The sequence below is a fragment of the Planococcus maritimus genome (genome assembly GCF_001687625.2).
Classification (GTDB): Bacteria; Bacillota; Bacilli; order Bacillales_A; family Planococcaceae; genus Planococcus; species Planococcus maritimus.
The window spans coordinates 2,798,343-2,821,714 of record NZ_CP016538.2 but is presented as its reverse complement, the minus strand read 5'-3'; the positions used below and the strand labels follow the sequence as shown (position 1 = coordinate 2,821,714).

At 48.0% G+C, this 23,372-nt stretch carries 24 protein-coding genes and 1 other annotated feature; of the genes, 15 read left to right on the top strand and 9 right to left on the bottom strand.

The window, feature by feature from the left end:
- Positions 1 to 38: 38 nt before the first annotated feature.
- The 6 genes from BBI11_RS13975 to BBI11_RS13950 all read left to right on the top strand — a co-directional run bounded on the left by BBI11_RS13975 (position 39) and on the right by BBI11_RS13950 (position 4,068).
- Entirely contained in the window at positions 39 to 233 is a 195-nt protein-coding gene (locus BBI11_RS13975) for a PLD nuclease N-terminal domain-containing protein (RefSeq protein WP_208597154.1), read from the top strand.
- Positions 230 to 1,111, top strand: coding sequence for an ABC transporter ATP-binding protein (locus BBI11_RS13970; protein WP_068464717.1), 882 nt, complete (start codon positions 230 to 232; stop codon positions 1,109 to 1,111). Before BBI11_RS13975 ends, BBI11_RS13970 begins: the two co-directional genes overlap by 4 nt.
- Complete coding sequence (locus BBI11_RS13965) at positions 1,108 to 1,893, top strand: ABC transporter permease (protein ID WP_068464715.1); 786 nt, start codon at positions 1,108 to 1,110, stop codon at positions 1,891 to 1,893. Before BBI11_RS13970 ends, BBI11_RS13965 begins: the two co-directional genes overlap by 4 nt.
- A 210-nt stretch (positions 1,894 to 2,103) precedes the next feature.
- Positions 2,104 to 2,931 (top strand): metallophosphoesterase, encoded by an 828-nt coding sequence (locus BBI11_RS13960; protein ID WP_068464710.1) that lies wholly within the window; start codon positions 2,104 to 2,106, stop codon positions 2,929 to 2,931.
- Between the two features lie 23 nt (positions 2,932 to 2,954).
- Entirely contained in the window at positions 2,955 to 3,434 is a 480-nt protein-coding gene (locus tag BBI11_RS13955) for a GNAT family N-acetyltransferase (protein WP_068464707.1), read from the top strand.
- Between the two features lie 118 nt (positions 3,435 to 3,552).
- On the top strand, positions 3,553 to 4,068 hold the full coding sequence (locus BBI11_RS13950) for an RDD family protein (protein ID WP_068464704.1): 516 nt from the start codon (positions 3,553 to 3,555) through the stop codon (positions 4,066 to 4,068).
- 35 nt (positions 4,069 to 4,103) lie between these two features.
- On the opposite strand, the gene BBI11_RS13945 is transcribed toward BBI11_RS13950, so the two are convergent.
- Positions 4,104 to 4,430 carry a CHY zinc finger protein gene (locus BBI11_RS13945; RefSeq protein ID WP_068464701.1) on the bottom strand — a complete coding sequence of 109 codons (327 nt, stop codon included), beginning with the start codon at positions 4,428 to 4,430 and terminating at the stop codon, positions 4,104 to 4,106.
- A gap of 147 nt (positions 4,431 to 4,577) precedes the next feature.
- Between BBI11_RS13945 and BBI11_RS13940 the strand changes: the two genes are divergently transcribed.
- The 4 genes from BBI11_RS13940 (at position 4,578) to BBI11_RS13925 (ending at position 9,092) form a co-directional block, all read left to right on the top strand.
- Positions 4,578 to 5,591, top strand: coding sequence for a GTPase (locus BBI11_RS13940; RefSeq protein WP_068464698.1), 1,014 nt, complete (start codon positions 4,578 to 4,580; stop codon positions 5,589 to 5,591).
- A 76-nt stretch (positions 5,592 to 5,667) separates the two neighbouring features.
- On the top strand, positions 5,668 to 6,348 hold the full coding sequence (locus tag BBI11_RS13935; protein ID WP_068464693.1) for a response regulator transcription factor: 681 nt from the start codon (positions 5,668 to 5,670) through the stop codon (positions 6,346 to 6,348).
- Positions 6,338 to 7,741 (top strand): sensor histidine kinase, encoded by a 1,404-nt coding sequence (locus BBI11_RS13930; RefSeq protein WP_068465801.1) that lies wholly within the window; start codon positions 6,338 to 6,340, stop codon positions 7,739 to 7,741. The genes BBI11_RS13935 and BBI11_RS13930 overlap by 11 nt, the downstream gene beginning before the upstream one ends.
- A gap of 178 nt (positions 7,742 to 7,919) precedes the next feature.
- Positions 7,920 to 9,092, top strand: coding sequence for a S1C family serine protease (locus tag BBI11_RS13925; protein WP_068464692.1), 1,173 nt, complete (start codon positions 7,920 to 7,922; stop codon positions 9,090 to 9,092).
- 62 nt (positions 9,093 to 9,154) lie between these two features.
- Here BBI11_RS13925 and BBI11_RS13920 read toward each other — a convergent pair whose 3' ends face one another.
- Both BBI11_RS13920 and BBI11_RS13915 read right to left on the bottom strand, forming a co-directional pair.
- A complete protein-coding gene (locus BBI11_RS13920) occupies positions 9,155 to 9,382 on the bottom strand; it encodes a hypothetical protein (RefSeq protein ID WP_068464690.1) in 228 nt (75 codons plus the stop codon).
- 58 nt (positions 9,383 to 9,440) lie between these two features.
- Positions 9,441 to 10,145, bottom strand: coding sequence for a type 1 glutamine amidotransferase domain-containing protein (locus tag BBI11_RS13915; RefSeq protein ID WP_068464687.1), 705 nt, complete (start codon positions 10,143 to 10,145; stop codon positions 9,441 to 9,443).
- 147 nt (positions 10,146 to 10,292) lie between these two features.
- On the opposite strand from BBI11_RS13915, the gene ytvA reads away from it, so the two are divergent.
- Positions 10,293 to 11,066, top strand: coding sequence for a YtvA family blue-light photoreceptor (gene ytvA / locus BBI11_RS13910; protein ID WP_083389108.1), 774 nt, complete (start codon positions 10,293 to 10,295; stop codon positions 11,064 to 11,066).
- 165 nt (positions 11,067 to 11,231) lie between these two features.
- Here the strand turns inward: ytvA and BBI11_RS13905 are convergent, their stop codons facing one another.
- The 5 genes from BBI11_RS13905 to BBI11_RS13885 all read right to left on the bottom strand — a co-directional run bounded on the left by BBI11_RS13905 (position 11,232) and on the right by BBI11_RS13885 (position 16,916).
- Positions 11,232 to 12,107: an SDR family oxidoreductase gene (locus tag BBI11_RS13905; RefSeq protein ID WP_068464686.1), complete on the bottom strand. Its 876-nt coding sequence runs from the start codon at positions 12,105 to 12,107 to the stop codon at positions 11,232 to 11,234.
- 144 nt (positions 12,108 to 12,251) lie between these two features.
- A complete protein-coding gene (locus BBI11_RS13900; protein WP_068464684.1) occupies positions 12,252 to 12,887 on the bottom strand; it encodes a superoxide dismutase family protein in 636 nt (211 codons plus the stop codon).
- A gap of 70 nt (positions 12,888 to 12,957) precedes the next feature.
- Entirely contained in the window at positions 12,958 to 15,573 is a 2,616-nt protein-coding gene (locus BBI11_RS13895; RefSeq protein WP_068464681.1) for a YfhO family protein, read from the bottom strand.
- A 19-nt stretch (positions 15,574 to 15,592) separates the two neighbouring features.
- Positions 15,593 to 15,988: a GtrA family protein gene (locus BBI11_RS13890; protein ID WP_068465797.1), complete on the bottom strand. Its 396-nt coding sequence runs from the start codon at positions 15,986 to 15,988 to the stop codon at positions 15,593 to 15,595.
- Positions 15,978 to 16,916, bottom strand: coding sequence for a glycosyltransferase family 2 protein (locus BBI11_RS13885; RefSeq protein WP_068464679.1), 939 nt, complete (start codon positions 16,914 to 16,916; stop codon positions 15,978 to 15,980). The genes BBI11_RS13890 and BBI11_RS13885 overlap by 11 nt, the downstream gene beginning before the upstream one ends.
- A 336-nt stretch (positions 16,917 to 17,252) precedes the next feature.
- Positions 17,253 to 17,478: a binding site (T-box leader), on the top strand.
- A 79-nt stretch (positions 17,479 to 17,557) separates the two neighbouring features.
- On the opposite strand from BBI11_RS13885, the gene BBI11_RS13880 reads away from it, so the two are divergent.
- Positions 17,558 to 18,715 carry a pyridoxal-phosphate-dependent aminotransferase family protein gene (locus BBI11_RS13880; RefSeq protein WP_068465795.1) on the top strand — a complete coding sequence of 386 codons (1,158 nt, stop codon included), beginning with the start codon at positions 17,558 to 17,560 and terminating at the stop codon, positions 18,713 to 18,715.
- Positions 18,715 to 20,301, top strand: a complete 1,587-nt coding sequence (gene serA / locus BBI11_RS13875) for a phosphoglycerate dehydrogenase (protein ID WP_068464675.1) — start codon at positions 18,715 to 18,717, stop codon at positions 20,299 to 20,301. The genes BBI11_RS13880 and serA overlap by 1 nt, the downstream gene beginning before the upstream one ends.
- Before the next feature lie 41 nt (positions 20,302 to 20,342).
- Here the strand turns inward: serA and BBI11_RS13870 are convergent, their stop codons facing one another.
- Positions 20,343 to 21,143: an HAD family hydrolase gene (locus BBI11_RS13870; RefSeq protein ID WP_068464674.1), complete on the bottom strand. Its 801-nt coding sequence runs from the start codon at positions 21,141 to 21,143 to the stop codon at positions 20,343 to 20,345.
- Positions 21,144 to 21,268: 125 nt separating this feature from the next.
- Here BBI11_RS13870 and BBI11_RS13865 point away from each other — a divergent pair, with 125 nt between their 5' ends.
- Complete coding sequence (locus tag BBI11_RS13865) at positions 21,269 to 22,366, top strand: nitric oxide synthase oxygenase (RefSeq protein WP_068464670.1); 1,098 nt, start codon at positions 21,269 to 21,271, stop codon at positions 22,364 to 22,366.
- Positions 22,367 to 22,565: 199 nt separating this feature from the next.
- Positions 22,566 to 23,282 carry a YebC/PmpR family DNA-binding transcriptional regulator gene (locus tag BBI11_RS13860; RefSeq protein ID WP_068464667.1) on the top strand — a complete coding sequence of 239 codons (717 nt, stop codon included), beginning with the start codon at positions 22,566 to 22,568 and terminating at the stop codon, positions 23,280 to 23,282.
- Positions 23,283 to 23,372 lie beyond the last annotated feature (90 nt).

The following is a 23,372-nucleotide window of genomic DNA, read 5'->3' as shown; positions in this document are numbered from 1 at the left end:
CAGTAGAGGAACAAGAAGTGCAGGGGAGGAATACGAACATGCTGGATGAACGCACCATTCTATTAGTGCTGCCCATTTTGGTGTTGCAAATCGCCTTGATGATCTTCGCAATAGTGGATTTGATTAGAAATCCAAATCCCAATGGACCGAAATGGATGTGGGCGGCGATCATTGTCTTGCTGAATCTGATCGGGCCGATTCTATACTTTGTGATAGGGAGGCGAAATTATTGAACCTATTGGAAGTTAAGTCGTTGTCAAAGCGTTTTGGAAACGAACAGGCAGTTGATGGGATAAGTTTTGAATTGGCAGAGGGCAGTGCGACGGCATTGATTGGGCCAAACGGTGCAGGAAAGACAACGACGCTGTCGATGCTTGCAGGGCTGTTGGAAGCAACGGACGGGGAGATCCAGCGCAAGAAAAATTTAACGATTGGCTTTTTGCCGCAATATCCGCGTTTTTTTCCATGGCTGAGTGCTTTGGAGTTTACGGAAATGGCCGCTAAGCTAAGCGGCGTCGATGCCAAGAAAGCCCGCCAGCAATCTGAACGGACGCTAGGGTTTGTCGGTCTTCACCAAGTGGCCCATAAAAAGATCGGTGGGTTTTCAGGAGGCATGAAGCAACGGCTCGGACTGGCACAAGCGATTGTCCACCAGCCGAGTGTGTTGCTTTTAGATGAACCGATTTCTTCCTTGGATCCAACTGGGCGAAGAGAAGTGATGGAGTTATTAAAGTCGTTACTCGGGCAAACAACGGTTCTTTATTCTACTCATATTTTAAATGATGCCGAAGAAATGACCGATCAACTCTTATTTTTGAAAAATGGCCGATTAGTGGAACAAGGTTCCCTTAGCCAAGTGCGCCGCCGTTATGAGGACCCGCATATTCGTGTGCGCTTCGAAAACACTGACGCTGCGGAATGGTTTATGCGTGAAGCGCCTTGGCCAACTTCGGTTAAAGGCACAGCAGCTGTTATTCCGGTGAAAGCGGAAGGGCCGGCCATACAGGATGTCTTCCGATTTTTATCGGTGAAGAGTTTCCCTGTTATCGGGGTCGAACATGAGACTGCCAGCCTAGAAGATATTTTCTTGAAGGTGGTGGCAGGAAAATGAAACAATTCTCAGCACTCTTATTAAAAGAATGGCGTGAGAATCTGCGCAATTACAAATTGTTTTGGATTCCTGTGGTCTTTATCCTATTGGGTGTCACAGAGCCGTTGTCGAATTATTATCTTCCTCAAATTCTCGATGCAACAGGCGGATTGCCAGAAGGCGCCGTCATCGAACTGCCGGATCCTGAACCTGAACAATTGATGGTGGCAGTCATGGGACAATTCCAATTGATCGGCATGCTCGTCCTCGTTCTCGCTTATATGGGCAGCATTGCTGGCGAGCGCAGGAACGGAACGGCGACGCTTTTATATGTACGGCCGCTATCGTATACTTCCTATTTTCTTAGTAAATGGCTGGTAGCTTCCATTGTAGCGTTACTCAGCGTATGGGCTGGCTTTTTAGCGGGGTATTATTATACGGCAGTGCTCTTTTCAGCGGTACCATTCGGTGACTTCCTGGCATTTGCGGCGACATATAGTGTCTGGATAGTGCTGGTCGTGACTTTGGTGTTATTCGCGAGTGCCTCTATGCCAAATGGGGGCTTAGCTGCTGGATTGACCCTTGCAGCATTATTGATTTTGCAGCTTGTCCATAGCCTGTTTGGCAGCCAGTGGGACTGGTCGCCGTTTCGGCTTCCAAATTATGCGGCGTCATTCCTGGATATCGGACCAGATGCAGTCGCGATAAGCTGGACTTTCGTCATCTCGCTTGTCTGCTTAATAGTCCTTGCGGCAATGGGTATTTGGTTCGCGAAGAAAAACCGTGCAAAAACGAAAGTTTAGAAGCAATCAGCTGCGTTAGCTGATTGCTTTTCTTTTGGGGGAATGCTGTTAGAATAAGAACAGGATTTGGCGGCATAAGGGATAACTTTCCTGCTAAAGCGGCTTTATTATTCGATGTACTCCTTTAATATAGGTGCAATCAGCTGCTGAAATGAGACTTGTGCAAATCTATTGCATGCACAGGCCATCTAATGAATTGAGGAATAGAACATGAAAAAACTAATTGCATGGATCTTTGTGGCATTGTTTCTGATAGGTTTTGCTTGGGTTAATAATAACTGGATCGTCACGACCGAATATACGGTCGAATCGGAAAAAGTGCCAGATGCATTTGCTGGCAAGCGCATTGTCCAGGTATCGGATCTTCACAATGCTGAGTTTGGAGACGGCCAACAAGCGCTAGTGGACAAAGTCGAAGAGGCGAATCCGGACGTCATTTTCATTACCGGAGATTTAATCGACAGCGACCGCTACGATTTGGAGAGAAGCATGAAGGCTGTCGACGGGCTTGTAGAGATGAGCGAAGTCTATTATGTCATCGGCAATCACGAAGTGTCTTCCAATAAGTTGGAGGATGAAATCGTTCCGGCTCTCGAAGAACGCGGCGTCCAAGTGCTGCGCAATCGTTCTGTTATATGGGAAGAAGATGGAGAAGCGATCCAAATTGCAGGCATCGACGATCCGTTGATGGATGTCAATCTGCATGAAGCGGAATTCACACGCAACAGCATTGCAGAAGCGGGGCTTACCGACGCTTTCACTTTAATGCTTGCCCATCGGCCGGAACATTTGGAGACTTATGCGAGCGAAGGCATCGATGTAGTTTTTGCTGGACACGCACACGGCGGCCAGATTCGGATACCTGGGCTTGGTGGCTTGATCGCCCCAGGGCAAGGCTGGTTCCCAAGCATGACAGAAGGCATCTTCGAATCAAGCGACACGCAGCTTGTGTTGAGCCGTGGGCTTGGAAATAGCGGGTTTCCGCTGCGTATTTTCAATTTTCCCGAAGTCGTAGTCGTAACGCTAGAGAATGAATAACTCGTTTAGGGGGACCGATTTTTGTGATCAGAAAAAGTGAAGTGAGCTTGCATAGCTATACTCAAAAAACAAATGTCTCTTATGAACTTCCTATGGATCAACAGGAATTCACCATGATGCCGCAAGATTTGATCAAGCGAGATGAAGGGAATCCTGAGAAGCATTTGGTCGTCATTCGCGCGCGCGGCGAAGTGGCCGGTTTTTTCGAGCTGGATGAATCAGAAGACCGAAAACGTTATTCCGATAACCCGAAAGCTTTGCTACTGCGCGGCTATTCCGTCAACCCGAAATTTCAAGGACGCGGCATCGCAACAGGTTCTCTTGAAGCCTTGCCTGCTTTCTTGCAACACGAGTTCGCAGCTTTTGACGAAATCGTGCTTGGCGTCAATGCGCGCAACCTCGCCGCGCAAAAGCTCTATCAAAAAGCGGGGTTTGAAGATACTGGCAGAAGAGTCATGGGAAAAAAAGGCGAGCAATTCGCGATGTGCTTGAAAGTGAAATGAAAAGCCCCCTTTTCGGAAACCATTAGTCAACGGTTTCTGGAAGGGGGGTTTTTGTACCATAAAGGAACAATGCATAAGTTGAAGAATAACACTAAGAAAGGAAAAGGGGGCGGGGAAGATGGCCGCAGGCGTGTGGATCCGTGCAAGAGCTTTCCTATGGGATTACTTGTGGATAAGCCTTTATTTAGTGCTGCTCGCCTTAGTCGCGGTCTTTGTCGTTCCGGATATTCAAGATTTATTTCAGGGCTCTCTAGCGGTGGCGCAGTTGGCTGGCTTTCTGCTAGTCACGGTGCCGGTTTCGCTGTATTTTGCCGTTTTCGATTCGAAACATTTCAACGGAAGCTTCGGCAAAGTGAAAATGAAGATTCAAGTAGTCGACAGCAACGGAAAAGCAGTTAACCTGATGCGTTCGGCCGTTCGCATAGCCTTGAAATTTACACCTTGGGAACTGTCTCATTTTCTGGTGTACCGTTTAGTTGGGAATGGAGAAGGGAACATCCCTGCCATATGGATGTGGTTGGGCGCAGGAATTTACGGACTGCTGTTTTTATACGTGTTGACCGCTGTTCTGTCGAAAGACAAACGCACACTCTATGATTGGCTGAGCGGAACGAAAGTCATAAAAAAAGCTTGAATCGACTTTACCCGTATCGAAAGCCAGCAAAGTATTCAAACTTCAAAATACAAGTGCTTGTGAAGGCTGCAGCCGGGATTGAAGGCGGCTGCGCAATGCGGACAGGCAGAAGCGCAATCGAGGTATTCGCGGATGGACAGTTCAGTCCCGCATGCCCCGCATAAAATCACTTTTTCGCGGAACTGCTCTTTCGGCCAGACGGAAGGGTTGTTGCAGCCGGCTGCTTCATGGCATTCATAGCAAGAAAAATAATTTCCGCAGCAGTAGAAGCGGATAGCGATCCGGTCGTTTTCCGAATGGTAATGGCGGCAGCGGGTTTCAGGATCGACGTCGAGCCCGAGGACCTGTGGGCGAGCACACATAGATAAACACTCCTTGTGAATTTACTGATTTCTTTTATGCTACTATGAAAAGAAGTTGGTGGCGAGCGTGGAGAGTGGCTGAAAATGGTCGCAAACACTAGAAGCCATTATAATGAGGATAAGGAACTTGAAGGAGGAGTCGGGCCAATGGTTAAGGAATTCGAAGATGAAGTCATGCGTGCGATGGACAAAGTGTTTGAAGATGAGATGAAAAAGGTGAGCGATACGCTCGAACAGGATTTGCTGATTTCATTGATTGGTGAAGTTAATGCCGGTAAATCGACGACAGTGAATAAAATCATCGGTGAGGATATTGCCAGCACCAATCCAATGCCTGGGGAAACGGTCAGCGTGGACCCTTATAATATTCGTGGCTTAGAGAACATCAAGTTTATGGATACGCCTGGACTTAACGACCCGAATGACGAAAATCCGAAAAAGACCTTGGAATTCGTCCAACAATCAGACGTCGTGCTGTTTTTCCTAAACGCTGCCGGTACGGTCTTTTCAGATAGCGAAAAACAAAAATTCGCCGAAATTGAAAAGCATAATAAAGACATTCTCATCGTCTTGAATAAAATCGATGCAGCAGAAGACATTCCCTCAATCATTAAATTTATCAAAGGCCATACGAACAATAAATACAAAGTAATCCCAGTGTCTTCGAAAACGGAAGAGAATTTGGATTTGCTAAAAAAGGAAATTTTGTTGTTGCTGGAAAAGAAGGGGAAAGACCTGCTCTTCGCCAAAAGCATGAAAGGGAAATCATCTGCCGCTACGCGTTGGATCGTCGGAGCCGGAGTTTCAGCAGGAATCATCGGCGCATCTCCAATTCCGGGGTCAGATGTGCTGCCGCTAACGACATTGCAGGTCGGACTCATCGTCAAATTGTCGAATCTATACGATAAACCATTGACGAAAAAAGCTGCGAAAGACATGATCGTCATTACGGCAACGCAGACGATCGGACATACGCTTTATCGCCAAGCATTGAAATTCGTCCCGGGTGCAGGCTCCATCATTGGTGGAACGGTCGCGAGTTCTATGACGTTGGCGCTGGGCTACGGAGTGAAATATGCATACGAAAACAATATGGCCATTGATTATGAAATGATCGGCAGCCTTTACGATAAGCTGAAAAAGAAAGAAAAGAATGCTTAAACCATGCGGCCGTCCCCAACTTCAGGGCGGCTTTTGAGTTTTCACATACCTTGAACGGCCATCAGGAGGTGGGAATATGAAAATCTTAGTAGTAGAAGATAACCCGAGTGTTAGTTCAATGCTGGAATTGTTTTTTTCGAAAGAAGGGCTTGAAGGGGAATTTGCTGGAGATGGACTCGAAGGATATCGCAAATTTCAAGAAGGGGAATTCGACTTGTTGATCCTGGACTGGATGCTGCCGGGAATGGAAGGCATCGCTTTATGCCGGAAAATCCGTGAGACGGGAAGCGAGGTGCCGATTATCATGCTGACAGCAAAAGACAGTGAATCCGACCAAGTGATTGGCTTTGAAATGGGCGCAGATGATTATGTGACCAAGCCTTTCAGCCCCTTGACCTTGATGGCGCGCATCAAAGCGGTGACCAGAAGGGCGCGAAAAGGCGAAGCGTCCGATGACGGCATCCGCACAGCCCATTTTCATGTCAGGAAAGAAACGCGCGAAGTCGTAAAAGACGGGCAAGCGATTGACAACCTCACGCCGAAGGAATTCGATCTGCTGGTCTTTTTCCTGCAGCATCCCAAGCAAGTGTTCAGCCGCGAGCAATTGCTCGAACAAGTGTGGGGCTACCAATTTTACGGCGACGAACGGACGGTAGACGTCCACATTAAACGGCTGCGCAAGAAAATTCCGGAAGGCGACCAGCTCTTCCATACAGTATGGGGAGTGGGCTATAAATTTGAAGAACTTGCGGGTTAAGTATTTCTATCAATTGATCGCAAGCCATATGGGCGTTTTGCTGTTTGCGGTAGCCATTTTAAGCACGCTGTTCATTTTTTATGGAGAGCGGGTCGCGTATTCGGACAAAGCGGAAGAATTGGAGCGTTACGGCGAACAAATTCTCGAGGAATTGGAACAAGCACGCCCAGGGACAGACTTGCAATCCTATGTAACGGTGCTCGAAGCGCAAAACATCAACTTTATCGTCTTCGACCAGCAAAGCCGGATCCTGTATCCGATCAATGGCAATTTTCCATCGGTCGAACTGACGACTGAAGAGTGGAATGTCATTGAGCGCGGAGAAACTCTCACTGTTTATCGGGATGTCGAACGTTTTGAACGATCGATGACTTTCGTTGCGCTGCCTTATGTTGAGGGCAATACGCTTGCTGGTGGGGTGTTATTGGCTTCTCCTGTAAGCGGGATCCGTGAAATGGTGGCGGATTTGAACCGCACACTCATTGTCGTTATTGCCATTGCTTTGCCGTTCGCTTTGCTGCTGAGCCTGCTGTTGGCTAAAATTCACGTGACGCGGCTACAGCGCATGCAAAAAGCGGCGTCGATGATCAGCGAAGGACATTACCAAGTCAATTTGCCAGAATCGAATTTTGATGAATTTGGGGACCTGGCCCATGATTTTAATGTCATGGCGGATAAGCTGCAGCGTTCGAACGAAGAGATCGAACAGCTCGAAAACCGTAGGCGTCGCTTCATGGCAGATGTATCGCATGAAATGAGAACGCCTTTGACGACCATTGCCGGCATCATTGAAGGTTTGAAGAGTGGCATGATCGAAGAACAGCAGCGCGAAAAAGGCATTCGCCTGGTGAGCGATGAGACCAAGCGGCTGATGCGCCTCGTCAATGAAAATCTGGATTACGAGAAAATCCGATCGAATCAAGTGACGCTGATGAAAGAAGAAATCGAAGCAGCCGAGCTTTTGGAAATTATCCAAGAACAGCTGCAATTGCAAGCAGCCGAGAAAGGCGATCGCCTGTTGATTGAAACGGAGCCGGATGAGCTGATCTACGGGGATATGGACCGATTAATCCAAATCCTGGTGAACATCGTCAAAAACAGTATCCAATTTACTGAAAACGGTGATATCTACCTGCGTGCCTACGCAGAATCCGGCGTATCTGTGCTGGAAGTAGAAGATACCGGAGATGGCATCGAAGTTGATGAACTGGAGATGATATGGCGCCGCTTTTATAAAGCGGACATGTCCCGTGGAAGCGGCCAATTTGGACTCGGCCTTTCCATCGTCCGCCAGCTAGTCAACTTGCACGAGGGAGAAATATCGGTAGAAAGTGAAAAAGGCAAGGGAACCAAATTCACCATCCGCTTACCTCATAAACAATCAGAAAAATAAATAGAAAATCGAAAGCCTGCCGGTTGCTCCGGCAGGCTTTTTAGCGTCTTCCCAGCTCAAAAACTTTACATGTCTGTTGCATGTTTGGTCATACTTTTTTCATATCTGCTTTGTATGATAAGAATATCAACAGCCTGAAGGCAAACAACAACTAATTATTAAAGGGGATGGAAATATAATGGGCTATTACAATACGGCACCGGCTAAGCAAAAAAGTTCGTGGAAACGCTATATGGCTTCCAGTTTCGGAGGTGTCTTGGCGGGCGCGTTGCTAGTTGGCACGATGATCACCGGGACGGATTCAGGTGAAACCGAATCTGCGACTGCGGGTATCCAAAGCAGCGAGCTGCAAAGCGAATCGGCGGTTGTCACGACAGACGTCACCGAAACCGTTGACGCTACGGCAGAAGCAGTGGTTGGCGTATCCAACCTGCAAGCGGGCAATAATCCATTTGCCCAAACATCAACACAAGAAGCAGGCGCGGGATCCGGTGTCATTTATAAAAAACAAGGGGACGATGCGTTCATCGTTACAAACCACCACGTTGTAGAAGACGCTAAAGAAGTCGTTGTGACTTTGGCGAATGGCGAGGAACTCGAAGCGGAAGTGCTCGGTTCAGACGTCTGGACCGATCTAGCTGTTCTGAAAGTACCAGGTGCACAGATTGAAACGGTCGCAGAGTTTGGCGACTCTTCGGTACTGAAATCTGGTGAGCCAGTCATAGCAATCGGCAACCCACTTGGCCTACAATTTTCAGGGTCGGTGACAACGGGGGTCATCTCAGGGACAGAACGCTCGATTCCAATTGATGTCAATCAAGACGGCCAGGAAGATTGGCAGTCCGAAGTGCTTCAAACCGATGCCGCAATCAATCCCGGCAATAGCGGCGGCGCATTATTGAATGCCCAAGGCCAAGTCATCGGCATCAACTCGATGAAAATCGCACAAGATGCAGTGGAAGGAATCGGCCTGGCCATTCCGATCAATTCGGCGATCCCAATCATTTCCGAACTTGAAGGAGAAGGAGAAGTGTCTCGGCCGTCTCTAGGCGTCGCGTTGCTTGAGCTCGAGCAGATTCCTGCAGAGATCAAAAATGCAGAATTGAACTTGCCGGAGACGGTGGAAGATGGCATTGTGGTCCAATCGGTACAGGAAGGCTCAAGTGCAGAAAAAGCAGGGATTGAAGCGAAAGATACCATCGTCGAATTGAACGGCCAAGCAATTTCTTCTGTCTTGGAACTTCGACAATACCTGTATACAGAAGTGGAACAAGAAGGGACCGTGACGGTGAAAGCATACCGCGATGGCGAATTAAAAACATTTGAAGTCCAGTTGAGCGAACAGATTTAAATGGACAAACAAAAAGGCGGACAGTAAACCCTGTCCGCCTTTTTTATGTGAAAAAGGAAAAATTAATTACCGAATAGGCCGAACCAGTCAAACCCAATGGCAAATCCGACAATCACGAGAACGGCGATCCCAAAAACGATCAAGCCCAGTTGCAAAGGCGGATAGCCCGTTTTCTTTGGCTCTTCCAATCCCTTTTTTTCTGTAGGGGGCTTGTTGTTAAGTTCCTGCTCGCTTGTTTTCATGTATTCCTGCTCCCTGTCTTTATCCGTCTGATTGTTATTGTTATCCATTCTAATTCCTCCTCCAATAATAGCTATCGTTGTGCAGTTGATAGGCTCAAACCCGTGTTCAGTTTAAATTTTTATCGAGCTGATGCTCTTCTAATTCGGTAAGTTTTTTCGCCAATTCGCGGCCGAATGCTTGTGAAGAACCGGGATCGCGACCAGTCAGGAGGCGATCGCTTCCCCAAACAAAGTATTCGTCTTGTCCTTGGCCTTTATCGTATTGTGCAATCTTTGCCATTTCATCTTCAAGGCTGAACGGCAATAACGCATCAACTTCCTCTGGTTCCATATCATTCGGATATCCTGTCACTTTTAAGCCTTGCAATAAAGGCTTACCGTTTTTGGTTTTCGTGAAAACGAGCGGAGCCGGTCCGTGACAGACAGCGGAAACGATACCGCCTGTTTCATGGACAACGTTAATGATGGCGTGAAGATTTTCGTCGTGTGCCAAGTCGAACATGGCGCCATGGCCGCCGACAATCATGATGGCGTCGTAATCGCTTGCCCTGACATCGACGACCGGCGTCGTTTTGTCTGCAAGACCAGAATCATATAATTCTTTGTATTTGCCCGCTGGATCATAAGCGGAATCGAGGCTTAGCGGGTCGACAACTGGTTTGCCGCCGTTAATCGAAGCCAATCCCACGGAATGTCCTGCTTTTTCAAGTTCCGATAAGGGCTCGAATAATTCTTCAGCCCACCAGCCGGTTACGTAATTATGTTCTTCATTGGAATAGCCGCTTGATAATACTGCCAATACTTTTGCCATTTGGGTATCCTCTCCATTTCATTAGAAAGCTCTTGATGTACATGTACCCTTTGACCGGTTCCTGAAACTTCGGGAGTTCCTGGTTTTAGCTGTATGCCAAGCTGTGCTAAAATAATATAAGGAAAAATTTGAGGTGAACTAATTTATATGGAAAAAATGGAAGTGGATACACAGATTCAACTGCTAGAAGCGATGCTAGATGGCAGTCAAGTCGGCACCATCGTCACGGATCCTGCGAAAGAAGACAATCCAATCATTTATGCGAATCAGACATTCACGGAAATGACCGGCTATGCCAAAGAAGAACTTTTCGGTCAAAACTGCCGCTTTTTACAAGGCTCAGAGACAGATCCTGAGGCGGTCGATCAACTTCGTCAAGCCATCAAGAATCAAGAGAAAACGACCGTAATTTTGCGTAATTACCGAAAAGACGGGACGCCGTTTTGGAACCGCCTGGCAATTGCTCCGGTCTTTGTGAAAGAGAAGCTCTATTTTATCGGTACTCAAACAGACATCACGGTCGAACAAATGCAAGAACAAGCGATCACGGCACACGAAAGCGAAATAGAGCGGTTGATGTTGCCAATTTTATCGATTCAGCCGAACGTTGCCACAGTAGCACTGGTCGGTACGATGAGCTTGCAGCGTTTTGAGGCATTGAAAGTGAAGTTATGCGAATACGTCAGCGAGCATCGGATTGAACATGCGCTTCTCGACATTACAGGATTGACATGGAACGAGGAATCTCCGCTCCATTGGTTCACCCAGATTTGTGAAGCGCTCCGCATCATGGGAAGCCATATGTACATCACGGGAGTCACGCCTCAAGCGGCAACTGAACTGGTGCGGGACTTAGACCGGAATAATATGTTGAAGACCTATTCGAGCATTGAGAAGGCTTTAGCTGACATTAACGAGTAGAATATGCTGTCGAGCGAGAACTTCTCCAAACACTTAGAGAGGTCATTTGACTGTTGAAACTAGAAAAAGACATTCTTTTTTGGTAGTTGAGAGCGAACCATAGACTTCTTCAATACTATAGAAAAGCCGGCCATTTTGTATGGCCGGCTTTCTTTGTATCGAATATTAAGAAGTGATGAAATCTCCACCGTTTACGTGGATGGCTTGTCCGGTCACATATGTGGAGTCTGTAGAAGCCAGGTACACATATGCCGGCGCCAGTTCAGCCGGCTGCCCTCGGCGTTCTAGTGGTGTGCTTTCGCCTTGTTTTCCAGATTTTTCAGCGTCGAATGTGGCAGGGATTAGCGGCGTCCAGATCGGGCCAGGGGCGACTGAGTTGACGCGTATGCCCTGTTCGCTGACATTGGCAGCCAATGAGCGCGTGAAGCTGGTAATTGCGCCTTTCGTCGATGAATAGTCGATGAGTGCCGGCGAGCCACGATAAGCCGTCACGGATGAGGTGTTGATGATGCTGTCTCCTTTAGAGAGATGCGGCATGGCGGCTTGGGATAAATAAAACATGCTGTAAATATTCGTCTCGAAGGTTTCATGCAATTGCTGCGGGCTGATATCGAGAAAATCTTCTGTTGGAAATTGCTTGCCCGCATTGTTGACGAGTATATTTAATTGCCCGAACTCAGCGATGACATCGACGATTAACTGGTGGCAGTTTTCCACTTGGCTCACATCCGTAGCGAATTTCTGCGCTTCTGCACCGTAAGCTTTCACGGCTTCGAGTGTTTGATCTGCGTCTCCGTGTTCATTCAAATAGGCGATCGCGATAGTTGCGCCTTCCTTGGCGTAAGCGATCGCAACGGCGCGCCCGATTCCGCTGTCGCCTCCGGTGATCAAGGCGACTTTACCTGTGAGCTTGCCCGCCCCTTGATAATCTTCATCATCGTATATCGGCTCCGGGGACATTTCGCTTTCCACCCCGGGTTGGTGGTCTTGCTCTTGCGGATCGATTTGGTCATGGATCTTTTCATATTTATCTTTTGACATGCAAACGTCCTCCTCGGTATGAATATAGGGTAGTTATTCCCGTTTCAATTCCGGTTAAACGCCAGGAAATCTTTTGCCCGGAGGATAAATTTCACTGGCACAATCAAAAAACAGCCAGCAAAATTTCACTGGCTGTTTTAGTCTTTATTCTGCTGTTACGACGCCGCAAGCGACGCGTTCACCGGAATCACCGGAAGGATCGGTCTGTCCGTCATCTTCTGAAGCATGGATGACGAGTGCCGTTCCACCTTCTTTTAACAGTGAGTGATCCTCGCCGATTTGCAACGTAACATTTTCTGCTGTCAATTCGTCCGTGGAAGTGCCATCATCAGCTACTTCGATATTAGGCAGGTCGCCTGCGTGAGGACCGTCCTGACTATCAAGTCCATGGCTTGTGCCAGTCGGATTGAAATGCCCGCCAGCTGATTCGAAATCAGGTGCTTCACACATGCCTTCTTCATGGAAATGAATACCATGCATGCCAGCTTCTAATCCCTCTACATCCAATGTGACCATGACTCCGTTGTCCTCTTCCGTCAATTCAGCAGTGCCGGTAGCATCACCGTCTGCATTGAGGAATTCAACTGTCAATAATTGAACTTCGCTAGCTCCTTCCGCATCGCCTCCAGAACCATCCTGCGGCTCACCTTCTTGTTCAGCTACTTCCTCTTCTTGCATTTCGGCTCCGTCCGTTTCTGTCGGAGGTTCTGTCGTGTCGTCTCCACATGCCGCGAGCAACAGCAAAAGGCCTAAAAGCACAAGCGCCAACCATGATCTCATCAAATCTACTCCTTCCTCCTAAAAATTGTTATTACCATTCCTTACACAGTTAGGAGGAGAGTTAAACCCATCAATTCGGCATAGAGTCTTTTGGCGCATACTTGTGAAGCTCGTTTCTTTTGCGGCGACGAAGCCAGAACAAGCCGGTAGCGAGCGATAACAGACTAATGAACAGGGAAGGCAAAAAGAACGGCGGGCGGTAACGCAATTCAATGTCGTTCATGCCGTCTCCAAGAGGCACCGCTAAAAACGCATAATTGGCTTTCAGCACATCGACCGGTTCACCGTTGATGGTCGCCTGCCAACCTCTTTCATAAGGAATCGACAAATTCAGGAACGGAGCTCCTTCTTGGTTATCGTACGTCACGTCCACTTTGCTGCCATCGATCTTCAAGTCGCTGGTGCGGTCCGCCAAAGCATTTTGCTCTCTTAAGAGTACATAAGGCTCTTTCACAATTTCGATATCGGTGAGTTTGTACGTTCCTTCGGGAAGGCGGATTTCGATTTTTTGGGCTGCCTCGATTCGAATCGTCAAGTCATCGACGAAGGTCTTGTAGATCGATTGATTGGACTTGCGGGTCGTCCGGTATTCGTTGATTTCGAGTGGGAATCCTTGGTCCGCTGCGGTGTTTTCCAAATGGAAGGAGATATACAAATCGCCTTCTTCTGGAACTTCATCGAGCAGCAAATCCAGACCGCCAGATTCCTCGGCAATGTCGAGTAAGCCTTCCTCATAGCTCGAGCCCACTTCCTCGATTTCGTAATCTGCTTTCCCGGGAAAGCGATCGGGAAGAGGCTCAGTTTCTGTTGTTTCATCCAAAACGATTCCGCTGAGCATGGCGTGTTCGCGCAGTAAAGGGGGCTCATCGGCGAGCTGGGATTCTTGATACACTTGGAAAGCGGGTCGTGCAAAAGGCAGCGGATAGCGATTTTGATAGGCGATGAAATTCTCGGTCGCGGCGAACTTACGGAAGCCGAACGGCACATTCGGGTCGTCTTTTTCCCGAATCGCATAATTGCCCTGCAATAGGCTATGGAGATTGCTGCGGTTGCCAAGTGTTGCATAACGGCTGACACTTTCGCGCTGCATATCAATCTCCAAATCGTATAAGTAAAAATACAGCAAATTCTTGTTCAGAATGCTGGAATAAGCGCTGAGTCCCTGGAAGTCCTGGACAATCGGCGTATTATTGCGCACGCCTTCCATCCAATCGATGCGGTACATCTCGCTCGTTTCGCGTTCCTGAATTTCGTCGATCAACGCGCGGACTTCGGCGTCATCGTAATCATCCCCGGTAATCAGATCTTCATCGACATCCTCGATATCGGCGTTTTCCAGCAGTTTTTCGCTTTGGTAGCTATTAGCGGTGGCCAATACCAAAACAAGCAGAACCGCAGCGAGCAATGGTTTTTGCCAATGCTGTCGGATGACAGGTGCTGCTAAAACGGCTGCTAAGCTCACTACGAGGCCTATCAGTGCCAGGCGCGGATACAGCGTAGTGAACTCAAGCGCTTCATCTCTCCAGGCGAACCACCAGTAAAAGAGAGCAGTCATGATTGAAGTGGCGACTATTTCTTTCAATTTCAGCTTATGGAAATGATCCAAGCCGCTGGCAATAGCACCTGCAGCCATAAGCGATAAAAAATATTCCCAGCGGTGCTGAGGTGCAGAAAAGCCGTTGAAAATACTGCCGGCCATCGGACTGTGATACAGCACCATCGCCAGGAGGCCGAGCAATGCGAAAAGCCTGAAGCGATGGAGCTTATACAGGGATGGAATGAATAAAAATAGCATAAACAACGCCGGTAACAGGATGTAACGGCTCATGAACAGGAGGTTTTCCGTTTCCTCGAACCATAGAATATCTTGCTGGAATGCTGGGCGATGATTGTTCAAGAATGCATAGACAGAAGGGATGAAAGATACCATGGATATGCCAGCGCCGAGCGATCCGGCCATCAAGAACCATAGAATGGCTTGCTTCCACTTCGTTTCTGTCTTCTCGAGCGGAATGAACAGGCGGAATACAATGTAAATGCCAGTCAGGAGAAAGTTGATATAAGCAAAATAGAAATTGTCGATCATCGCGATCGCAACGGCGAACATAAACCAACCGGGCTTCTGTTCACGGAAAATTTTCTCTGCCCCGAAAATTAACAAGGGCAACCAAATGAAGGCATCTGCGAAAAACTCCCAAAAAGCTGCATGGCGGAAGTACATTCCGGACAGTCCATAAATGCTTGCCCCGACAACTGCTGATAAGCGCGTGATGCGCATATAGCGGAACAAAGTGTAAGTGGCGATCAATACGATGGTTAGCCTAGCGATGCTGATAAAGACCGAAGCATTGGCCCAAAAGAGAACGTCGGGAACTCCTATCAACTTAAGGGACTCAAGCAAATAAACGATAATGAGTGTCGAGAGGTAAACGAATGATGTGGAAAAATAATACGATAGCTCGCTGAATATGCCAGCGCCAAGACCGAAATCGAAGGAATAGAAAAACTCACCTTGCGTATAGTGGTCGTACAGCAAATGCTTAAATGGCATCATCTGGGCTAGGCCATCGTTCGGCCCCGCCATGTATTGATTTTGGGTCCATTGAAACAGAAAGACGCCATGGCCAATAATGGCCATGGCTAGAAATGCAACTGTTAGTAGAAGATAGGGACGAAAAGAACGCATAATGCCACCGTCTTTATAATTATTTGGATTGCGCCGGCGCTTTAAGAATTTTTCCGGAGACGATAAACGTCACGGGAATGGTAAAAATCACTGCGGCGAACGGTGCAATATTGCTGTTGATATGAAGAAATTCCACAAATATGAAAATCAGGAATGTAGAAACCGACATATTGACGACTTGCGTCAGCGGGAAATACAAATACTTCTTCAAAGTTGGTTTCACACGATACGTTACGTAAGTGTTTAAGAAAAAGGAAATATTCAAGCTGATCAAAAACCCGATAATATGGGATAGCATATAGGCCCAGTCGAGCACATTATGCAAAAACAAGTAGATGGAGTAATAGCTGAGCGTGTTGACGACCCCAACGAAAACAAAGCGTGTGAACTCCGTATTCAAGCGTTTAAGATTCATCGTATTCATCCACATTGCTCATCTCGACCAAGAAATGCGGCCGTTGTTTGGTCTCGTTATAGATCCTGCCGACGTATTCTCCGATGACGCCGAGGCTGATCAATTGAATGCCGCCAAGTAGCAGGATCGCCGTGATGGTCGTGAAATAACCAGGCGCGATGACTCCGCGCGCCATGATCTCATAGAACGTAAAAGCGATATAGAGCAAGGACAGGAACAATACGAGAAATCCGGTGTAAAAGCAGATACGCAATGGTTTCATATTGAACGAAATGATTCCGTCGATGCCGTAGTTGACGAGGCTTGCGAAAGACCATTTGGAATCGCCTTCTGCACGCACGACGTTTTCATAGCTGATGGTTTTTTTACTGAGACCGATCCAAGAGTAGATGCCTTTGGAAAAGCGGTTGCTTTCACTGAGTGCCAGAATTGAATTGATGGCTTTGCGTGTCAGCAATCGAAAATCGCCTTCGCCGTCTTCGAAACTGACGTCTGTTACTGAATTAACTATTTTATAATAGAGGGACGATAAGGCGCTGCGCAGTTTTGAATCGCCCGTGCGCGAACGTTTGGCGACCACTTGATGGAAGCCATCCTCATAGCCTTGGATCATTTCGCAGATTAAAGTGGGAGGGTGCTGCATATCGCTGTCCATCAAGATGACAGCATCTCCCTTGATACGCTTCATCCCTGCGAACATGGCAGATTCTTTGCCGAAATTGCGTGACAGCGAAATGTATTTTACGGTTTCGTGTTCATTGGCGAGTTTGAGTATTTCATCTAAAGTTCCGTCACTGCTGCCGTCATTGATAAACATGATTTCATACAGATAAGGAAGCGGCTCAAGTTCTTGCACCAAAGTCTTGTACATCGAAGCGATGTTCGCTTCTTCATTGTAAGCCGGCACAATAATAGAGATCAGCTTCATGATAGTGTTCTCCTTTCAATGGGCATTCGTAATCTTCCCTGAAAATCCATTTACCCATTTGTTCAGAACATTATTCCTGGGAAATGCTAAGACGGAAAAGGGAAGCTCCATTCATTATACGCAAAATACGCTTTGTTGACATGTCAAGGCTATTACAATTGAATTACCCTGGAATGCGGAATTCTCTGAATAGAGTGGCGGGGACAGGATTTTTTTAAATCTCAATGCTTGCAGAGCTAGCGCCATTGGAAACGCTTGCAAAGAAATCTAAATATTTTTTATATATTGACAATAGCTTTTTTCGTATATATGATGAACTCAATTCAATTATATCGACTAACTATTGCGACGGAGATAGGCCGTATGCAGAGGGATCCAAAAGAGAGCTGATGGGTGGTGCGAATCAGTGGTTCCGGCATGCGGCAGCACTCCCGAATAGATGTGCTGAAACTTCAGTAGGCCCATCCGCTTCATGCCCGTTATGCATGATATTAATGAGGCTGCCTGCACAAGGGGCAGTGAATTAGGGTGGTACCGCGATTAGAGACTCTTCGCCCCTTGCATCTTGGATGTGGGGAGAAGAGTCTTTTTTGTATCCAAATTTCCAGAATAATTTTTTCCAATCGAAAGGGGACATGATCATGCTGACAGATCAACAAATTTTGCGAATTCCAGGACCGACACCGATTCCACCGAGCGTAGGGCGTGCCATGGCACAGCCGATGATCGGCCACCGCGGGGAAAGTACGTATTCTTTGATCAGAGATATCCGCCCGAAATTGAAAAAAGTATTTGGCACCAATGAAGAAGTGATGATTTTAACGGGCAGCGGAACTTCCGCACTCGAAAGCGCAGTGGTCAATACGGTGGCGCCCGGCGACGAAGTATTGGTTCTTGTCACTGGAGCATTTGGAGACCGTTTCGCTAAAATCTGCCAGGCCTACGGAATCGCGACACATGTTTTCAATGTGGAATGGGGCCAAGCAGTGGATCCGGAAGCCGTCAAAAATTTCCTCGGTGAACATCCGGAAATCCGTGTCATTTTCTCAACGTTTTGTGAAACTTCAACGGGCGTCTTGAACCCTGTTCAAGAGCTGGCCGAAACAGTGAAACAAGTATCGGACGCCTTGATTGTCGTCGATGGTGTGTCATGCGTAGCGGGGACAGAAACGGAAATGGATAAATGGGGCGTCGATATTGTCGTTACGGGTTCTCAAAAAGCATTCATGCTGCCAGCGGGGCTCGCATTTATCGCCGCGAGCAAGCGGGCATGGGAGAAAATCGAAGCGAATCCGCAACCCCGCTTTTATTTAGATCTTAAAAAGCACCGCGACAGCATCGAAAAAGACACGACGCCGTTCACGCCGGCTATCTCCATTCTATACGGCCTACAGCAAGTGCTGAATTTATTGGAAGAAGAAGGTCTGGAGAACGTTTACCGCCGACACCGTTTGATGCGCGATATGACACGTGCGGCTTTCAAAGCGCTTGATGTCCGTTTGCTTACGAGCGATGAGGATGCTTCGCCGACTGTGACAGCTGTTTATCCAGAACATTTTGACGCAGAACAATTCCGCAAAGTACTGAAAGAGGACTTTGCCATTGAGTTTGCCGGCGGTCAGCAGCATCTCGCGAAAAGCATTTTCCGCATTGGGCATATGGGCTACTGCTCTCCATCAGAAGTGCTGCAAGCGCTCGCTGCATCGGAAATCGTTTTGAAAAAGATTGGGCAAGACATCACACTGGGCGCAGGCATCGCAGCCGCGCAGCAAGTTTTTTTGGAAGGGAAGGATAAGTAATGACATTTCACGTATTGATCAGTGACCCACTATCAGAAGAAGGCGTATATCCACTGCGCCATGCAGACGGCATCAATATTGTTATGGAGACCAATTTAACTGAAACTGAACTTGCTGAACGGATTGACGGGTTCGACGCGTTGCTGGTCCGGAGCCAGACGCAAGTGACGCGTGAGCTGATCGAAAAAGCGTCCAACTTGAAAATTATCGGGCGTGCAGGTGTCGGGGTCGATAACATCGATTTGGCAGCGGCAACCGAGCACGGCATTATCGTCGTTAACGCACCGGATGGCAATACCAATTCCGCTGCTGAACATACAATGGCGATGCTCATGGGCATGGCGCGCAAAATTCCACAAGCTTATAATTCCTTGAAGCTCGGCAAATGGGACCGCAAATCCTATGTCGGCGTCGAACTGAAAAACAAGACGCTTGGTGTCGTCGGCTTCGGCCGCATCGGACAGGAAGTCGCAGCTCGTGCCAAGGGACAACGCATGAACATCATTGCTTATGACCCGTTTTTGACTGCTGAAAAAGCGGAAAAGCTCGGCGTTGACTTTGGTTCCGTAGAAGATGTCTTGAAAGTGGCTGACTTTGTCACAGTCCATACGCCGCTGTTGAAAGAAACAAAGCATTTAATCAATGCAGAAGCTTTCAATGTCATGAAAGACGGCGTCCAGATCATCAACTGTGCACGCGGCGGCATCATCGACGAAAGCGCTTTGTACAACGCCGTGAAGTCCGGCAAAGTGGCGGGTGCCGCACTCGACGTGTTTGAACAAGAGCCGATGGTCGATTTCCGCTTGCTGGAATTGCCGGAAATCATCGCAACGCCTCACCTCGGTGCAAGCACATTCGAAGCGCAAGAAAGCGTCGCAGTCGACGTCAGCCAAGACGTCGTCAGCTTCGTCAAATATGGCACCGTCCGCAATTCCGTCAACTTGCCGTCTGTACCGAAAGAAATCATGAAGCGTATCGAGCCGTATTTCGATTTGGCAGAGCGCATCGGCACATTCCTTACCGATCTGACCGGCGAAACGGCGGAAGAAGTAAACGTCTATTATTCAGGAGAGCTCGCCAATCTCGAAGTCGGCCCGTTGACGCGCAATATGCTTAAAGGGATGCTTAAGCGCCATCTCGGCAAGCATGTCAACGACGTCAACGCGATGTATATCGCCAACCAAAAAGGCATCCATGTCAACGAGCATAAATCGACCGAATCACGCGGCTTTACAAACCTCATTACGGTAGAAGTGAAAACGCAGAGCGGTACGCGGAAAGCATCCGGAACGCTCTTGAACGGCCAAGGTGCACGTATCGTCAAAGTGGACGATTACATCGTCGACTTCTTGCCGAATGGCCACTTATTGTTCATTCGCCATAATGACCGTCCGGGAGTTATTGGACGCGTCGGCACCTTACTTGGGGCAGAAGACATCAATATCGCGACGATGCAGGTTGGGCGTTCGAACGTCGGTGGCGATGCCATCATGATGCTGTCGATCGATAAGCATGCCGATCCGGAAGATTTAGAAGGATTAAAAAAACTTGAAGAAATCGAAAGCGTCACGGCGATCGATTTGTAAAAAAAGCGCCCGTTCCGACTCAATCGGAACAGGCGCTTTTCTTATGAAGAGGTGGTTTCTAGTTTGTCGAGCAACGGCAATAGTTCTTTCAGGTTGTTAATTTCGTGTGTAGCGGCTACTGTCTCATGAGCAGCTTTCTGCTCTCGGTTCAACCAGACGGACGGAATGCCGGCACGCTCAGCGCCGAGAATATCGGTCAGCGGATTATCGCCGACCATCAATACATCTTCTGGGGCGCAGCCGACCTTCGCTAAGGCATATTCGAAAATGGAGGCGTCAGGCTTGCCACGCCCGAAAGCGCCAGATACTAGGATATGGTCGAAATACGGTGCGATTTCCGGGGTGATGTCGAGCTTGATTTGCTGAAGGCTTGGCGACCCGTTAGTCAACAACAATAAGTCGAAGCGGCCTGTCAATTGCTCGAGTACTTCTAAGCTATCTTCGTAGAGAATGGGGTGGCGTTTTCTGGCTTCCGGGAAATACTCAGCGAGCTGTTTCCCTAATGCTGGGTTATCGATGCCGAGGCGTTTCAGCCCGAGCGTCCATGCTTCTTGCTGATAGGCCGGGGCGATAGCTTTAAGTTGTTGAAAATCATCACCCGAATCATCAAAACGCCCCCACAGGCCTTCGAACGGATTGATGCCGATCATTTGCGTAAAGGCATATGTCGGATATTCCGCGTACAATTTACGTGCTTCTTCCCGAACGGCTTGTTCTAACCCGCTGCAATCAGCGTCCGTCTGCCCGTCTGCCCATTCGCATGTTTCGCGGAAGGCTTCTTTTACGCTTTGCTGATCCCACAATAACGTGTCATCCAAATCAAAGAAAATTGCTTTCACCATATTAAGCTGCCCCCTCAATGTTTTCTATTAGTGTACTAAAGCGTAGTTGAAAATCAAAGAGTTGTCACAAATCTGGCGACTGCCGGCCAGTTCCGGTGGTACGATGTACGGAAAGGAGTGAAACTATGGAAAAGCTTGCAGAACAGGCTCTTCTGATGGAAGAGGCTGCGCATTTCATCGAAACTTGCTATTTGGAACTGGGAAAAAGTGAACAAGAAATCCGCCGCCGTGTAGACGAGATTGAACAGCAAATCGACACTACCGGCAGCTATTTGCATACAATAGAAGAATTACAGCACGGGGCGCGCATGGCGTGGCGCAATAACAATCGCTGCATCGGGCGCTTGTTTTGGCAAACACTGGAGATTTTTGATGAGCGCGAAGCGGAAACGGAAGAACATGTATTTTCGGCCATCGTCCGCCATTTGCGCTTTGCATTCAACGGAGGGCAAATCCGCCCGGCTATTACAATTTTCAAGCAGTCCGACAAAAGCGGGATGCGTATCTGGAACCATCAATTATTACGCTATGCAGGGTATGAACGGGACGGCCGCATCATCGGTGATTCCTCGTCTCTAGCATTTACCAAACAATGCGAAGCGCTTGGATGGCGAGGTGCGGGCAGTGATTTCGACCTGTTGCCCGTGGTGATTGGCGAAGCCGGCAAAGAGCCCAAATGGTTTGAGCTGCCGGCTGATGCTAAGCCTGAAGTCTCAATTAGTCATCCGGATTGGCCAGAAATGGCGGAGCTCGGGGTGAAATGGTATGCGGTGCCGCTCATCTCCGATATGAAACTCGAAATTGGGGGTATTGAATACGCCATGGCGCCTTTCAATGGTTGGTATATGGGAACGGAAATCGGCGCACGCAATCTAGCGGATGAAGACCGCTATAACTTGTTGCCCCAAATGGCAAACATTATGGGGCTCAACACGAGTTCGCAACGGACACTGTGGAAAGATAAAGCGCTCATTGAATTAAATGTGGCGGTGCTTGAGTCATTTGCCAGTGCAGGAGTGACGATTGTCGACCATCATACTGCCGCCAAGCAATTCAAGAATTTCGAAAAAATCGAAGAACGGGAAGGGCGCAAAGTCACCGGTAATTGGGCGTGGCTGATCCCGCCAGTGTCGCCGGCCACAACGCATATTTTCCACAAGCCGTATAAAAATGACATAGTTAAACCGAATTATTTTTATCAGCCGGCCCCGTACGTTAAATGAAGACGAAATCGCCTTGACTGACCTGCTAGAACTGTTGACAGCCGGTAAAGCCAAGGCGATTTTTAACGGGAAAAAGTGAAAATAGGCGATGGGAAGACTGTTTTTTTAGGCTGAAGGTCGATAGAGCGGAAGGTGTTGTATTATAATAGAGTGAAATGATGTTCTTCATCGTAAGTAATTTCAGAAAGAAGGAATAACAATGGGACGCAAATGGAATAATATTAAAGAGAAAAAAGCTTCCAAAGATGCCAACACTAGCCGGATCTATGCAAAATTCGGCCGTGAAATATATGTAGCTGCCAAGCAGGGCGAACCGGATCCGGAATCGAACCAAGCCTTGAAAGTCGTACTCGAACGCGCCAAAACTTATAACGTGCCGAGAGCCATCATCGACCGTGCCGTCGAAAAAGCCAAAGGCGGATCGGAAGAGAACTACGACGAGTTGCGTTACGAAGGATTCGGACCGAACGGCTCGATGGTCATCGTCGATACTTTGACCAACAACGTTAACCGCACCGCGTCGGACGTGCGTGCAGCATTCGGTAAAAATGGCGGCAATATGGGCGTCAGCGGATCGGTAGCCTATATGTTCGACCATACGGCGGTGATTGGCGTAGAAGGCAAAACGGCTGATGAGGCGCTTGAATTGTTGATGGAAGCGGATATCGACGTGCGCGACATCCTCGAAGAAGAAGACACGGTCATCGTCTATGCAGAACCGGATCAATTCCACTTAGTGCAAGAAGCATTTAAAGCAGACGGCGTAACGGACTTCACAGTCGCTGAATTAACGATGCTGCCGCAAAACGAGTTGCCGTTGTCAGAAGAAGACCAAGCGCAATTCGAAAAGATGGTCGATGCTATCGAAGACCTTGAAGACGTTCAGCAAGTTTACCATAATGTCGATTTAGCTTAAGAACGTTCATACAATCCCCAACTTCTGTCCGATCCTGGGCAGAAGTTTTTTTGTGATAATTAATAAAAAGAATATTTGAAATAATTTAAA